Raw genomic sequence first — 14,321 nt, 5'->3', positions numbered from 1 at the left:
CGATTACTCATCCCAGGCGGCACGGTGCGGACGCACAATTGGGTCTCTGCGAGGAAAGGCGCTCCGATGTCCGCACCCAAGCACCAACCCGTGGAAACCTGCGACGTTTGCATCGTCGGAGCCGGCATTGCCGGGCTAAACGCCCTGTTCGCCGCCAGCCGATACCTGTCGCGCGATCAGAAGGTGATCCTGATCGACCGGCGGCCGCGCGTCGGCGGCATGTGGGTCGATGTGTACTCCTACGTCCGGCTGCATCAACCGCACCCCATGTTCACTGCGGGCAACATCGCGTGGACGCTCGGCGAGGACCGCAGCTACCTGGCTACCAAGTGCGAGGTACTCGACCATTTTCAGCACTGCCTCGACGTGATCAAGGAGCGCGTCCAGGTCGACGAGTATTACGGCTGGAACTTCGAGTCGGACGAAGAAGCGAACGGAATCGTGCGTGTCACCGTTGGTGCTGCCGACGGCCGGTGGCTGGTCATCGAGGCCAAGCGATTGATCAAAGCCTATGGCCTGGGAGTCACGCCCAACGAACCGCTCGACATTTCCAGCACGCGCGTCCATTCGGTGTCGCCCGACTACTGCGATGTTCGGGAAGGCGACATCGAGGAAAGTGATGCGCCGGTGTGGATCATCGGCGGCGGGAAGACCGCGATGGACACCGCACACGCACTGATCACCAGCTACCCCGGTCGCGAGGTCAACCTCGTCGCCGGCCGCGGCACCTTCTTCTCCAACCGCGACATCCTGTTGCCGAGCGGCGCCCGGCGGTGGTGGACGGGCACACCGCCGAGCGCCCTCGCCACTCAGCTGAATCGCCGGTACGACGGCACGAACGAATCGCAGGTGCAAGATTGGTACCGCGCCACCCATGGCACGTTCCTGACCCCCCAGGCAGACAACTTCGTGCTGGGGGTGTTGTCCGAGGCCGAGAACCGCACGATCTCCGCCGGGTTGAACGATCTTGTCATGGACTATTTCGAGGATGCAGTCGACCGAAATGGCACCACCGACTTGGTGTTCCGGAGCGGATCGACGAAGACGATCCAGCCGGGTAGCTGGATCGTCAACTGCACGGGTTATGTCAAATTCCCCGCCGAATACGTGTACGAGCCGTACGTTTCGCCCAGTGGCGCAGTCGTTTCCATCAACGTGCGGTCGTCCATACTGCACTTGCCCGCGTTCATGGGCTATTTCCTGGGGCACCTGATGTTCTTGGACAAGCTCGGTGAGATCCCGCTCTACGAAATCGATTGGCAGGCACTGCGGCTGAAGGCACCGATGGCATTTCCGTACGTGCTCTTCGCGCTTGTCCAGCACAACCTCAGCCTGATCTACGACAACGTGCCCAGTCGCGTGTTCAACCAGAACGGCCTCGATTTCGACAAGTGGTACCCACTACCGCGCCGCCTGCCGGGCCTGGCACGGTTCATGCTCACGCATCGCCGGGAACGCGAGCGCCAGCGCCGTGTTCTCGACACAGTCCGGGAACGATTCCAAATCCGTTGCGGCCCACTGGGCGCGGAGCGCGTACCCGGCGCCACCGCGTAGTCACCACACGGAGGCAGACAGTGACCGAAGACGCGATCAGCATCGGTGGCGTCGATCTCGCCGATCCGCACACCTATGCCCAGGGGATACCGTACGAGGCATACCGCGCGCTGCGCGAGCGCATGCCGGTGGCATGGCACCCGTATAAGGACGGCCCGGGATTCCTCGCGCTGACCGGCTACGACGAGGTTTACGCCGTCTCCCGCGACAGCGCCACCTGGTCATCGGAGGCGACGGCCGTGTGGTTCGACACGCCCGATCCGGGCGACCTGTTCGACCCGCGGGGCGTCATGATGATCACGATGGATCCCCCGCGCCATACCGCGCTGCGGGGGCTGATCAGCAAGGGCTTCACGCCGCGGCAGGTCGCCAAGCTCAACGAGCGCATCACGGACATGGCGAAAGACGTGGTCGACACCGTCGTCGAACGGGGTGAGTGCGACTTCGTCAAGGAAGTCGCTGGGGCATTGCCCTCATACGTCATCGCCGAACTGCTCGGCATTCCACTAGAGGACGGCTACCGGCTTTATGAGCTGACCGAGATCATGAACACCGGCGTGCTCGGTGACCAGCACGCGGCGCAGGCGGCGGCGGAGATGATGGCCTACTCCACGGAACTCATGGCCCGCAAACGCGCGCATCCCGAGGATGACATCGCAACATCGCTGCTGCATGCCGAAATCGACGGCCGGCGCCTCACCGATCTGGAATTCAACTCCTTCTTCCTGCTGCTGATCAATGCGGGTGGCGACACGACACGCAACCTGGTCGCCGGCGCCATGTGTGTGCTGGCGGAGAACCCCGAGCAGCGGGCCGAGTTAGAGGCCGACTCGTCGTTGCTGTCGACGGCGGTCGAGGAGCTGCTGCGCTACGTCAGCCCGGTGATAGCGTTCGCCAGAACCGCCATGAAGGACACCGAGCTGCGCGGGACGCCGGTGAAGAAGGGCGACCGGGTGGCGATGTTCTACCCGTCGGCCAACCGGGACGCGGCACACTTCGCCGAGCCCGACCGGCTCGACCTTGCGCGAAACCCCAATTCACACTTGGCCTTTGGTGGTGGCGGGACCCATTTCTGTCTCGGCGCGAACTTAGCAAGGGTGGAGTCATCCGCGCTGATCGCCGAGGTGTTGATGCGGATGAAAGATCTGGAATTGGCCGGACCTATCGAGCGGATGCCATCGACGTTGATCAACGGCATTCACTCGATGCCGGTCCAGTTCACGCCCGGGCGTCCCGCAGCGCTCGGGCGTGAACCGGATCGTGCGAAAAAGCCTGTAAGACAGGTAGTCGGCTACGCATGTGGTGGGCCCTCGCGCCGATAAGACTTGGTGGTGGAAGCACCTCACCGACGACCTATGGGGCACCACCATGACTATCACGGTTGACACGTCGATCCGCCCGAGCGTCTTTGATGCCGGCCTTCCGGAGATCGATTACGAGCAGTGCCAGAGCCTCGACGAGGCCCACAAGATCATCCGCCAGGCGCGACAGCAGGCGTCGATCGCCATCGGCCCCCATGGGCCGGAGTTGCTGACCTATGAACTGGTCCGAACGGTGTTGCGCGACCCGCGATTCCGGGTGCCGCAGGGCATGTTCCTTGCCTCCCAGGGCATCACCACCGGCCCACTGTGGGAGCGCGTCGCCACGAACCTGATCAGTCTCGACGGGGCCGCGCACCAGCGGCTGCGCCGCCTGGTGTCCAAAGCCTTCACACCACGAGCCACCGCGCGGCTGAGCACGACGATCGTCGGGGTGATCACCGAACTGGTGGATCACCACACCCCCGCCGGGCGCTGCGAGGTGGTCACCGACATCGCCCGCCAATATCCGATCCCGATCATCTGTGCGCTTCTGGGCGCCCCGGCCGAGGATTGGAAGCTGTTCTCGGAGTGGACAGACGACATCTTCAAGGCCTTCAGCTGGGAGGTCGCCCCCTACCAGCGGACCATCTTGGCCGCGTGGGACCAACTCGACGCCTACATCGACGACATGGTCGCGCAGCGACGCCACAGGCTGACCGACGACCTCCTCTCCGACCTGATCCGTGCCGAGGAGGGCGACGATCACCTGAGCGCCGACGAACTCCGCATGCTGGCCGCGGGCCTGCTGGTCGCCGGCACCGACACCACCCGCAACCAGCTGGCCGCCTCGGTGCAGGTGTTGTGTGATCACCCCGAACAGTGGGCCCTGCTGGCCGAGCATCCCGAGCTCGCGGCCAACGCGGTTGAAGAGACGATGCGGCATTCACCGATCGCAGGCGCCACCTTGCGCATCGCTCTCGAGGACGTCGAGATCGCCGGCGTGGTAATCTCAACGGGCACAATGGTTATCGCAAACACCGCCGCCGCCAACCGCGATCCCGCCGTCTATGACGACCCCGACCGACTCGACATCGCCCGCGCCGGAGCCCCGGCGATGCAGACGTTCGGCGCCGGCATGCACTATTGCCTGGGCGCCAACCTGGCGCGACTCGAGCTCGCCGAAGCCTTGGCGATCATGACGCGGCGCATGCCCAACGCCCATCGCACCGGCCCCGCCCCGTGGAAGCCCCTCACCGGGCTGAGCGGACCGCTCACGCTGCCAATCGAATTCGACCCGTCATAAGACGCCGGCTCATTCGCCCTGCGCGTACCGCCCGGCGACAAGCTGGCGTCGAACAAACGGCGACAGCACCGCCTCGTAGTGGCCGAGGAGTTCGTCGCAGATGACCGGCCAGCTCCGGCCGACCACGCTACGCCTGGCGGCCAGCGCGTAGCGCGACCGTTCGGCGATCAGGTGTGCGACCGCGTCGGGCAACCGGGGCTCGAACTCGTTGACGGCCAACAGCAGACCGGTTCGCCACGGGGTGACGAGGTCACGTGGGCCGCCGGCGTCGGGGGCGATTACCGGCAACCCCGACGCCAGCGCTTCTTGCACGACCTGACAAAACGTCTCGTGCTCACCGGGATGCACGAACACGTCCATGCTGGCGTACGCCGCGGCGAGTTCGTCGCCGTATAGCGCACCAGTGAAAACCGCTGTCGGCATTGCCGATTGCAGCTTGTCGCGGTCGACACCGTCGCCCACGATGACGAGCTGAACCGCATCGCCGGCGGCCAGCCCGATGAGTCGCTCGACATGTTTCTCGGGCGCGAGCCGGCCCACGAATCCGACGATCGGCTTGCCCTGCGGCGACCACTGTGCGCGCAGCGCCTCGCTGCGCGCGGACGGCGCGAACCGCAGCACGTCGACGCCGCGTGCCCACCGGTGTACCCGGGGAAAGCGATGAGCGACAAGCGATTCCATCGTCACACTGGATGGCGCCAGGGTACGGTCGGCGAGACCGTGCAGATGGCGGAACCAGGCCCAGGCGGCCCGCGCCGTCATCGGAATGCCGTAGCTCGCCGCGAAGCCCGGGACGTCGGTCTGATACACAGCGACCGTCGGCACCCCCAACCACCGCGCCGCCCGCACCCCGCCGTAACCCAGCAGCGCGGGCGAAGCCAGATGCACCACGTGCGGATCGAATCCACGCAACACCTTCACCAGCCGGGGCGTCGGCACGCCCAACGGCAGGGTGGTCACCTTGGGGAACATGCGCGACGGCACCCGGTGAACGCGGATCCCGTCGTAGATGCGATCGGCCCGGGGCTGGCCGGGAGGTGTATCGGGGGCGATGACGAGGGCTTCGTGACCCGTCCGGCGCAGATGCTCGAGCACCCGGATCACCGAGTTGCTGACACCGTTGACTTCGGGGAGGAAGGATTCCGCGACGATGGCAACGCGCACATCACCACCGTGTCAGCGTCGGCTGTCGACAAGGTTGCCTGTGTGTATACGTCACGCGAAATTTGCAGGTCCGACACTATTTTGCGGCCGGGCCGGCCGGTGCGTCGCCAGGCTCGTCGCGACGGTCCAGCCACTTGTCCAGCAGCGCCAGCGCGGCCAGGATCGCCGCCGCGGCCAGCCAGCCCACCACCGCGATGGATCCCGCCGGGATGATCGCCAGCCCGGCGTTGCGATGCTGCACGCGCACCAGGTTGGGGTCGTTCTTGTTGTACTCGACGTAGATGCGCATCCCGGTGGCCAGATGGGACGGATAGAGCACGCCGAGCTCGGGGCGATAGGTGACCCGCTCGGGGGTGACGAATTCGATGGTGGAGCGGCGCGGACCGGCGCTGAGCACCTCGGCCTGCGCGACGCCCATGTTGTGGGTGATCGCGATGTCGTTGCGCCAGGCGCCGGCCACCAACAGCATGGACTGAAGCGTGACCAGGCCGGTCACGATCAGCACCGCAATCCGGGCCCACCGCAACGCAATCCGGGCCCGCGTTTTCGGCGGTTGGTCACTGCGTCCATGAATGAGGATGTGCAGCAGAACTTTTGGAGACACCGCCATCTATTTGCGCCTCACAGCGCGGCCTTGATGGCCGCGTGCAGCTGCCGCAGCGACGACCGGTCGGCCTTGACCTCGAGCACCCGCATCCCGGGGCCTGGTTCGTCGAGGGCCGTGGGCAATTCGCCGACCTCGATCTGGCGGCTCTCGACGTGGTAGGCGCGGCACAGCGCGCCCACGTCGACGTCGTGCGGGGTGCCGAAGACCCGTGACGACACGTCGGAGAACCGCGGGTCGCCCTGCTCGAGCAGTTCGAAGATGCCGCCGCCGTTGTCGTTGGAGACCACGATGGTCAGCCGGCGCGGTGTCGGCTCGGTGGGGCCGATCAGCAACCCGGAGCTGTCGTGCACGAACGTCAGGTCCCCGATCAGCGCGACGGTGCGCGGCGGGCTGTCCGGGCCGCCGTCGCGTTCGTGGGCCAGCGCCGCCCCGATGGCGGTGGAGACCGTCCCGTCGATGCCGGCGACGCCGCGGTTGGACCGCACCCGGATGCCGCGGGTGTCCAGGCCGACCAGCGCCGCGTCGCGGACCGGGTTGGAGGCCCCGAGCACCAGCTGATCGCCGGGCGCCAGCGCGTCGGCCACGGCCGCCGCGACGTGCAGGCCGGTGGTCAGCGGGTGCGCCGCGAGCTGGCTGCGGACGGCGGCCAGCGCATGCCGGTTGGTCTCGGCGCAGCGCTGCAGCCACGCCGGGTTCGGCGCGCCGCTGGTGACCGCCCGAGTCCCGGTGGCCTGCGAATTGCCCGAGACGTCCGGCCAGCGCGGCCCGGTGGTCAGCGCGAACACCGGCACCTGCGGGTCGGCCAGCAGCGCCGACACCGGCCGGTGCAGGGTGGGGCGGCCGAGCATGATCACCTGCTTGGGCCGCAGCAGCGGCAGCGCCAGCGGATGCAGCGGGTTGGCCGGGGCGGGGGCCGTCGGCTCGGCGACGGTCGGCAGCTGCGCCAGGTTGGGCTGCATACCCGCGCCGTGCCCGGCGATGACGACCGTGTCGGGTGACAGGTCGATGTCCAGCGGCTGGTCGAAGCTGACCGGCGGCGTGTAGGTCCACGGCAGCCCGCCCGGGCGGCCCTGCGGCGTCGGCGCCTGAGGTTCGGGATCCGGCACCAGCGGCTCGCGCAGCGGGATGTCGAACTGCACGGGGCCGGCGTTGGCGGTGCGGGATCCGGTGGCGGCCACCAGCACCCGGCAGGTGGCCGATCGCCAGGTGGCGTTGAGGGCGTCCAGCCGTTCGGGGGCGTCCTCGGCCAGGCCGAGGCTGATGGTGGCCCGGACCTGGGTGCCGAAGTAGCCCAGCTGCTCCATGGTCTGGTTGGCCCCGGTGCCCAGCAGCTCGTAGGGCCGGTTGGCCGAGAGCACGATCAGCGGCACCCGGGCATAGTTGGCCTCGATGACCGCCGGGCCGAGGTTGGCGACGGCGGTGCCGGATGTCATGGCGACGCAGACCGGCGCGCCGGCGGCGATGGCCAGGCCGATGGCCAGATAGCCGGCGGTGCGCTCGTCGATGCGGACGTGCAGGCGGATGCGCCCGGAGCGGTCGGCGTCCTGCAACGCGAAGGCCAGCGGAGCATTGCGCGAACCGGGGCAAAGCACCACGTCGCGGACGCCGCCGCGAATCAGCTCGTCAACGACGACGCGAGCCTGTGTCGTCGAGGGGTTCACTCCTACAGCCTGTCACAGGCTCCGCGAAACGCTGTCGGCGCTGGTGAACCGGGCTCAGCCCGTTGCGTCGCCGAAGAACTTCAGCATGGCGGCGTTGACGGCGTCGGGCCGCTCGAAGAAGCCGAGATGGCCGGTGTCGGGGATCTGCACGTAGCGGCCGTTGGGCAGCGCGTCGGCGACCTCGCGGCCCAGATACGGCGGGGTCAGCACGTCGTCGGAGAATCCGATCACCAGCACCGGGGTCGCGATGCTGCGGTAGGCGGTCAATCGGCTGGTATGCGGCGCGATATCCAGCTGGGCGCGAATGCCGGGAGTGGACTTGACGGGCCAGGTGGAGAACATCGCGATCCAGTCGGCGATGGCGGTGTCGTCGTTGAGCGTCTTGCGGGAAAAGTTTTCCAGCAGGCGGATTTTCGCTTCGTACGCGGCCGGCATCGCGACGCCGGCGTCGGCCAGCACGGCCTCGGCGTCGCGGAAGAACTGCCGGGCCCGGTCCATGCGGCCGCGGGTGCCCATCAGCACCGCCGAGGTGACCAGCTCGGGCCGCGCCAGCATGAGTTCCTGGGCGATGAACGCGCCCATCGACATCCCGACGATGCGGGCGGGGGCCGCGTTCAGGCCCTCGATCAGGGCCGCGGTGTCGGCGACCATGGTCTGGGTCGAGAAGCCGTCCGCGTTCTCCGTGGCGCCGATCCCGCGGTTGTCGAAGGTGATGACGCGGTATCCGGCCGCCAGGAACGCGGGGACTTGGTAGGGGTGCCAGGTCCGCCCGGCGCCGCCGTGGCCGGCGATAAAGACCACGGGCTCACCGGAGCCGCGGTCGTCGTAAGCCAGGTTGATCACTCGGTCGACGGTACAAGCAACCGATGGCAGGCCTTGACCCGGTCGATCCACCACTGCCGGCGCTCGGGCGGTGCCGCCAACGCGTGCAGCCGCGCCGGATCGGGCGTGACCGGGCCCACCGGCAGGCAGCCGTCGACCGGCGCGGCGGTCTCGGCAACATCCTCGACGAACAGCCCGCCGGTGCCCAGCCCGCAGGCATGGCGCAGCTGCGGCAGGGCCGCCGCGGCGGTCAGGCCGGCGGCGATGCCCACCGCCGAATCCAGCGCGCTGGACACCACGACCGGGATGTCGATCTGCGCGGCGATCTCGAGCATGGCCGAAATCCCGCCCAGCGGAGCGACTTTCAGCACCGCAATGTCGGCGGCACCGGCGCGGACGACGGCCAGCGGGTCCTCGGCCTTGCGGATGCTTTCGTCGGCGGCGATCGGCACGTCGACCACCCGGCGCAGCTCGGCGAGCTCGTCGACCGTCGCGCAGGGTTGTTCGAGGTATTCCAGCGGGCCGTCGGCGGTCAATGCGGCGGCCGCCGCGGCCGCCTCCTCGACGCTCCAGCCGCCGTTGGCGTCCACCCGCACGGTCGGAACCAGCTCCCGCACGGCGTTGACCCGCGCGACGTCGTCGGCCAGCGTCTGCCCTGGCTCGGCGACCTTCACCTTGGCCGTGCCGGCCCCCGGGAAGCGCGACAGCACCTCGCCCACCTGCGCGGCGGGCACCGCCGGCACGGTTGCGTTGATGGGGATGCGGTCGCGGCGGGTCGGCGGCGGCTCCCGGTAGGCGGCCGCGATGCCCGACGCCAGCCAGTGCGCGGCCTCGTTCGGCTCGTATTCGACGAACGCCCCGAACTCGCCCCAGCCCGCCGGGCCGTCGATCAGCGCGACCTCGCGGGTGGTGATGCCGCGAAACCGCACCCGCATCGGCAGCGCCACCACATGTAGGCGGTCGAGCAGGTCCTCGAGCGTCGGCGTCACGCGCTGTAGACCTGGCGGCCCGCCAGATACGTCGCCCGCACCTCGAGGTCGGCGATCTGCCCGGGCGGCACGATTCGCGGATCGGCCGACAGCACCACCAGATCGGCGTACTTGCCGACCGCCAGCGAGCCGATCACGTCGTCGGAGAACAGCTGCCAGGCCGCGTCGATGGTTTGCGCGCGGATCGCCTGCTCGACGGTCAGCCTTTCCTCGGGCCCGAGCACCCGGCCGCTCGGCGCGGTGCGGGTGACGGCCACGCTGATGTTGCGCAGCGGCTCCTCGGGTGTGACCGGCGGGTCGTTGTGCAGCGAGATGCGCATCCCGGTGGCCACCGCGGATCCGGCCGGCATCCAACGGGTTCCGCGTTCCTCGCCGAACAGCCCGTCGACGATGACGTCGCCCCAGTAGTGGATCTGGTCGACGAAGATGCTGCAGGTGACGCCGAGGTCGTGGGCGCGCTGCAGCTGCTCGGGGCGGATGGCGCCGACGTGTTCGAGCCGCAGCCGATGGTCGTCGCGCGGATGGCGCTTCAGGGCCTCTTCGTACACGTCGAGGATGGTGTCGACGCCGGCGTCACCCTGCACGTGGCAGGCCATCGGCCAGCCCAGCGGGAAGTAGGCGCCGACGATCTCGTGCAGCTGCTCGGCGGTGTAGTTGGCGCAGCCGCAGGAGCCCGGCGCGACGCCGATGGTCCGGGTGGCCTCGGTGTCCAGGTAGGGAAACGAGAGGTCGATGTTGCCGATCCAGGGCGACCCGTCGACCCAGATCTTGATGCCGACCTGACGCAGGAGGTCGTCGCCCTGCCCGGGGGTCGCGGTGGTGGACATCTGCGGGTTGGAGATCTCGTAGGTGCGCAGCCGCACCGTGAGCCGCTGGCGCAGTTGCTCGACCACCGGCCGGAAGTTCGGGTCGAAGGCCATCTCCGAGCAGGTGGTCAGGCCGGCGCGGTTGAGCCGCGCGCATTCGGCGAGCAGCATCCGCGGGTAGTCGGCGAAGTCGATGGCCCCGCCCAGCAGCGGGAACACCGCGCCGGTCTCCTCGGCGGTGCCGTCGAGTTCGCCGTTGGCGTCTCGGCCGTACTTGGCGCCCTTGGGGTCGGGGGTGTCGCGGTTCAGCCCGTGCAGCTTGGCGGCGCGCGAGTTGAAGTAGGCCTTGTGCCCGGAGTTGTGCATGATGACCAGCGGGCTGTCCGGCGCGATGTCGTCCAGCCAGCTCAGCGTCGGTTCCGGCAGGCCGCTCTGCAACAGCGGATCCCAGCCGTTGAGGTAGGCGCCGTCGGGCCCTCGCCGGGCGACCTCGCCGTGGATGGCCGCGACGACGTCGTCCGCGTCGCGCAGGGTGACCGGACGGATGTCGACGATGCGGTCCGACAGGGCGACCGCCTCCATCAACGGATGCCCGTGTGCCTCAACGAAGCCCGGCATGACGCAGCCGTCACCGACGTCGACGGTCCGGGTGTCGGGGCCGGCGAATGCGGCCACCTCGGCGCGGGTGCCGACGGCGACGATCTTGCCGTCGGCCGCGGCGAGCGCCTCGGCGGTGGGCCGCCCCTCGTCGACGGTCAGGATGGTTCCGGTAACGACGAGATCTGCCTGCCCCATGTGCACGGATGCTATCGGCCCGAGGGTGCGGCTGACCTAAATTGCAACACGTTCTAGTCTTGCCACATGACGGACGAGCTGTTGCGCAACCCGACCCATAACGGCCACCTGCTCGTGGGCGCGCTCAAGCGCCACAAGACCAAGCCGGTGCTGTTCCTCGGCGACACCACGCTGACCGGCGGTCAGATGGCCGAGCGGATCAGCCAGTACATCCAGGCGTTCGAGGCGCTGGGCGCGGGCACCGGCGTCGCGGTCGGCCTGCTGTCGCTGAACCGTCCCGAGGTGCTGTTGATCATCGGCGCCGGGCAGACCCGGGGCTACCGGCGCACCGCCCTGCACCCGCTGGGCTCGCTGGACGACCACGCCTACGTGCTCAACGACGCCGGCATCAGCTCGCTGATCATCGACCCCAACCCGATGTTCGTCGAGCGCGCGCTGGCGTTGCTGGAGAAGGTGCCCGGGCTCAAGCAGATCCTCACCATCGGCCCCGTCCCCGAGGCACTCGATGGCGTCGCGGTGGACCTGGCGGCCGAGGCGGCCAAGTACGACCCGCAGCCGCTGACCGCCGCGGACCTGCCGCCCGATCAGGTCATCGGCCTGACCTACACCGGCGGCACCACCGGCAAGCCCAAGGGCGTGATGGGCACCGCGCAGTCGATCTCCTCGATGACCCAGATCCAGCTCAGCGAGTGGGAGTGGCCGGAGGAACCGCGGTTCCTGATGATCACCCCGCTCTCGCACGCCGGGGCGGCGTATTTCCTGCCCACCTTGATCAAGGGCGGCGAGATGCATGTGCTGCCCAAGTTCGATCCCGCCGATGTGTTGAAAACCATTGAGGAGAAGCGCATTACGGCCACGTTCCTGGTGCCGTCGATGTTGTATGCGCTGATGGACCACCCGGATTCGCACACCCGCGACCTGTCGTCGTTGCAGACCGTTTATTACGGCGCGTCGGCGATCAACCCGGTGCGGCTGGCCGAGGCGATCCGCCGGTTCGGCCAGATCTTCGCCCAGAACTACGGCCAGTCCGAGGCGCCGATGGCCATCACCTACCTGGCCAAGGGCGAGCACGACGAGAAGCGGCTGACATCCTGCGGGCGCCCAACGCTTTTCGCGCGGGTGGCGCTGCTGGGTGAGGACGGCAAGCCGGTCCCGCAGGGCGAGCCGGGCGAAATCTGCGTCAGCGGACCGCTTTTGGCGGGCGGTTACTGGAACCTGCCCGAGGCGACGGCCGAGACGTTCAAGGACGGCTGGCTGCACACCGGCGACATGGCCCGCGAGGACGAGGACGGCTTCTACTTCATCGTCGACCGGGTCAAGGACATGATCGTCACCGGCGGCTTCAACGTGTTCCCGCGCGAGGTCGAGGACGTCGTCGCCGAGCACCCGGCGATCGCCCAGGTGTGCGTGGTCGGGGCGCCGGACGAGAAGTGGGGCGAGGCCGTCACCGCGGTCGTGGTGCTGCGCTCCGACGCGCCCCGCGACGACGCGGCGATCGAGAAGATGACCGCCGAGATCCAGGCCGCGGTCAAGGACCGCAAGGGCTCGGTGCAGTCGCCCAAGCGCGTGGTGCTCGCCGAGTCGCTGCCGTTGACCGGGCTGGGCAAGCCGGACAAGAAGGCCGTGCGCGCGCAGTTCTGGGAGGGCGCCGGCCGCTCCGTGGGCTAGGCCTTTTGTTCTGCCGCCGAGTGTGAAACTAACTTCACGCTCGAGCGCGAACGTGAAACTAGCTTCACGTTCGGCAATCAGGCCGCGACGCCCGCCACGAGCAGGTCGAGCATGCGGCCGGTCTGCTCCGGCGAATCGCTGACCAGGAAGATGCCGATCAGGCTGGACACCACGTCGTCGGCCTGCACGTCGGCGCGCAGCGTCGCATCTTCCGCGCCCGCCTGTAAGAGCATTTCGACGGCGCCGACGATGCTGTCGCGCGTCTGCGTGGGTTCCATGGCGCCGGAAGCGAAGATCGCCTGCAAGGACTCGGCCATGCCGCGCTTGGCCGCAACGAAGCCCGCGTACCGATCCATCCAGCGTCGCAGCGCCGTCTTGGGCGGATGCCGCTTGAGTAGCTGCTCGGCGGCCGCGGCCACCTCGGCGAGCTCGGCCCGATAGATCGCCTCGACCAAGGCTTCCCGGTTCGGGAAATGGCGGTAGAGCGTGCCGATGCCGAGCCCGGCGTCGCGGGCGATCGACTCCAGCGACACGGATCCGCCGTGCGCGGTGAACGCCGCGGTAGCCGCCTCCAGCAGCCGTTCGCGATTGCGACGCGCATCCGACCGTCCAACCAAAGCGGAGGTTCCTCCGTTTCTGTTACGCTGACCGAAGCGGAGGGCCCTCCGCATTTTCTCCAGTGTGTCACGAGCCAAGGAGCATCATGACCGACAAATCACCGCCCGGCGGTACCGGAAGCATCGGCGCGGCGCGCGTCGCCCGCATGGGCTACGGCGCCATGCAGCTGTTCGAGGCCTCGCCCGATGACGCGGCCAGTGTGCTGCGCCGCGCCGTCGAACTCGGCGTCAACCACATCGACACCGCGTCGTTCTACGGTCCCGGCGAGGTGAACCGCCGGATCCGGGCAGCGCTGGCCCCCTACCCCGACGACCTCGTCATCGTCAGCAAGGTCGGCGCGCGCTACACCGGTGAACAACCGATTCCGCTGGCCGCCGCCCAACAGCCGGCCGAACTCCGCGCCGCCGTCGAAGATGACCTGCGCCAGCTCGGTCTGGATCGTGTTCCGGTGGTCAATCTGCGGCGAATGGATCTCGGTCCCGGCGCGGCCGCCGACGGCGACCAGATCGTCGACCTCGATGACCAGCTCGCCGAGATGATCGCGCTGCGCGACGAGGGCAAGATCGGCGCAATCGGGATCAGCAGCGTGCCGCTCGACGTGCTGCGGCGAGCGCTGCCTGCCGGGATCGTGTGCGTGCAGAACGCCTACAGCCTGCTGGACCGCTCCCAGGAAGAGATGGTCGATGTCTGCCTGGACGAGGGCATCGCCTGGGTGCCGTACTTCCCGCTCGGGTCGGCGTTCCCGGGGTTCCCGAAGGTCGCCGACACCCCGGTGGTCGCCGACATCGCCGGCGAGCTGAACGTCACCGGTGCCCAGGTGGGGCTGGCGTGGCTGCTGGCCCACACGCCGAACACGTTGCTGATTCCCGGCACGCGGTCGATCGCCCACCTCGAGGAGAACATCGGCGCGGCCGGTGTCGCGCTGAGCGCCGAGGCGATCGCCCGGCTGGACGCCGTCGCCACGCCCGGCGCCGATCCCTGGGCGCACGGTGTCGAACCCTTCCTGGAGGCGCCGCAGGGCTGACTACTGTGT

12 protein-coding genes are annotated in these 14,321 nt (G+C 68.6%); 5 read left to right on the top strand and 7 right to left on the bottom strand.

Going from position 1 to position 14,321, the window contains the following annotated elements:
* Positions 1-66: 66 nt before the first annotated feature.
* The 3 genes from A5732_RS12435 to A5732_RS12425 are packed head-to-tail and all read left to right on the top strand — an operon-like array spanning position 67 to position 4,158.
* Complete coding sequence (locus A5732_RS12435) at positions 67-1,554, top strand: FAD-dependent oxidoreductase (RefSeq protein ID WP_076102339.1); 1,488 nt, start codon at positions 67-69, stop codon at positions 1,552-1,554.
* A gap of 20 nt (positions 1,555-1,574) precedes the next feature.
* Positions 1,575-2,876, top strand: a complete 1,302-nt coding sequence (locus A5732_RS12430) for a cytochrome P450 (RefSeq protein WP_081396034.1) — start codon at positions 1,575-1,577, stop codon at positions 2,874-2,876.
* Positions 2,877-2,922: 46 nt separating this feature from the next.
* Positions 2,923-4,158, top strand: coding sequence for a cytochrome P450 (locus A5732_RS12425; protein WP_076102369.1), 1,236 nt, complete (start codon positions 2,923-2,925; stop codon positions 4,156-4,158).
* Positions 4,159-4,167: 9 nt separating this feature from the next.
* Here the strand turns inward: A5732_RS12425 and A5732_RS12420 are convergent, their stop codons facing one another.
* The 6 genes from A5732_RS12420 to A5732_RS12395 all read right to left on the bottom strand — a co-directional run bounded on the left by A5732_RS12420 (position 4,168) and on the right by A5732_RS12395 (position 11,002).
* A complete protein-coding gene (locus tag A5732_RS12420; RefSeq protein WP_065076153.1) occupies positions 4,168-5,322 on the bottom strand; it encodes a glycosyltransferase family 4 protein in 1,155 nt (384 codons plus the stop codon).
* A gap of 76 nt (positions 5,323-5,398) precedes the next feature.
* Positions 5,399-5,932: a DUF3592 domain-containing protein gene (locus tag A5732_RS12415; protein WP_076050868.1), complete on the bottom strand. Its 534-nt coding sequence runs from the start codon at positions 5,930-5,932 to the stop codon at positions 5,399-5,401.
* 11 nt (positions 5,933-5,943) lie between these two features.
* Positions 5,944-7,590, bottom strand: coding sequence for a 2-succinyl-5-enolpyruvyl-6-hydroxy-3-cyclohexene-1-carboxylic-acid synthase (gene menD / locus A5732_RS12410; RefSeq protein ID WP_076102338.1), 1,647 nt, complete (start codon positions 7,588-7,590; stop codon positions 5,944-5,946).
* A 54-nt stretch (positions 7,591-7,644) separates the two neighbouring features.
* Positions 7,645-8,433 carry an alpha/beta fold hydrolase gene (locus tag A5732_RS12405; RefSeq protein ID WP_076102337.1) on the bottom strand — a complete coding sequence of 263 codons (789 nt, stop codon included), beginning with the start codon at positions 8,431-8,433 and terminating at the stop codon, positions 7,645-7,647.
* The gene (locus tag A5732_RS12400) at positions 8,430-9,401 is read right to left on the bottom strand and encodes an o-succinylbenzoate synthase (protein ID WP_076102336.1); all 972 of its coding nucleotides are present in this window, start codon (positions 9,399-9,401) and stop codon (positions 8,430-8,432) included. Before A5732_RS12400 ends, A5732_RS12405 begins: the two co-directional genes overlap by 4 nt.
* The gene (locus A5732_RS12395) at positions 9,398-11,002 is read right to left on the bottom strand and encodes an amidohydrolase (RefSeq protein WP_076102335.1); all 1,605 of its coding nucleotides are present in this window, start codon (positions 11,000-11,002) and stop codon (positions 9,398-9,400) included. Before A5732_RS12395 ends, A5732_RS12400 begins: the two co-directional genes overlap by 4 nt.
* Before the next feature lie 66 nt (positions 11,003-11,068).
* Here A5732_RS12395 and fadD8 point away from each other — a divergent pair, with 66 nt between their 5' ends.
* Positions 11,069-12,670, top strand: a complete 1,602-nt coding sequence (gene fadD8, locus A5732_RS12390; RefSeq protein WP_076102334.1) for a fatty-acid--CoA ligase FadD8 — start codon at positions 11,069-11,071, stop codon at positions 12,668-12,670.
* Positions 12,671-12,747: 77 nt separating this feature from the next.
* On the opposite strand, the gene A5732_RS12385 is transcribed toward fadD8, so the two are convergent.
* Positions 12,748-13,287, bottom strand: a complete 540-nt coding sequence (locus tag A5732_RS12385) for a TetR/AcrR family transcriptional regulator (RefSeq protein WP_076102333.1) — start codon at positions 13,285-13,287, stop codon at positions 12,748-12,750.
* Positions 13,288-13,373: 86 nt separating this feature from the next.
* Here A5732_RS12385 and A5732_RS12380 point away from each other — a divergent pair, with 86 nt between their 5' ends.
* A complete protein-coding gene (locus A5732_RS12380; RefSeq protein WP_076102332.1) occupies positions 13,374-14,312 on the top strand; it encodes an aldo/keto reductase in 939 nt (312 codons plus the stop codon).
* Positions 14,313-14,321 lie beyond the last annotated feature (9 nt).

Origin of the sequence: Mycobacterium colombiense, from assembly GCF_001953985.1 — a bacterium.
Classification (GTDB): Bacteria; Actinomycetota; Actinomycetes; order Mycobacteriales; family Mycobacteriaceae; genus Mycobacterium; species Mycobacterium colombiense_B.
The sequence above is the reverse complement of the archived record's forward strand: the minus strand, read 5'-3'. Positions and strand labels throughout refer to the sequence as shown.

Bases quoted from the DNA above. Each gene is read 5' to 3' on its own strand.
- A5732_RS12395 (WP_076102335.1), bottom strand. From the start codon at position 11,002: ATGGGGCAGGCAGATCTCGTCGTTACCGGAACCATCCTGACCGTCGAC.
- A5732_RS12425 (WP_076102369.1), top strand. From the start codon at position 2,923: ATGACTATCACGGTTGACACGTCGATCCGCCCGAGCGTCTTTGATGCC.
- fadD8 (WP_076102334.1), top strand. From the start codon at position 11,069: ATGACGGACGAGCTGTTGCGCAACCCGACCCATAACGGCCACCTGCTC.
- A5732_RS12435 (WP_076102339.1), top strand. From the start codon at position 67: ATGTCCGCACCCAAGCACCAACCCGTGGAAACCTGCGACGTTTGCATC.
- A5732_RS12380 (WP_076102332.1), top strand. From the start codon at position 13,374: ATGACCGACAAATCACCGCCCGGCGGTACCGGAAGCATCGGCGCGGCG.
- A5732_RS12415 (WP_076050868.1), bottom strand. From the start codon at position 5,932: ATGGCGGTGTCTCCAAAAGTTCTGCTGCACATCCTCATTCATGGACGC.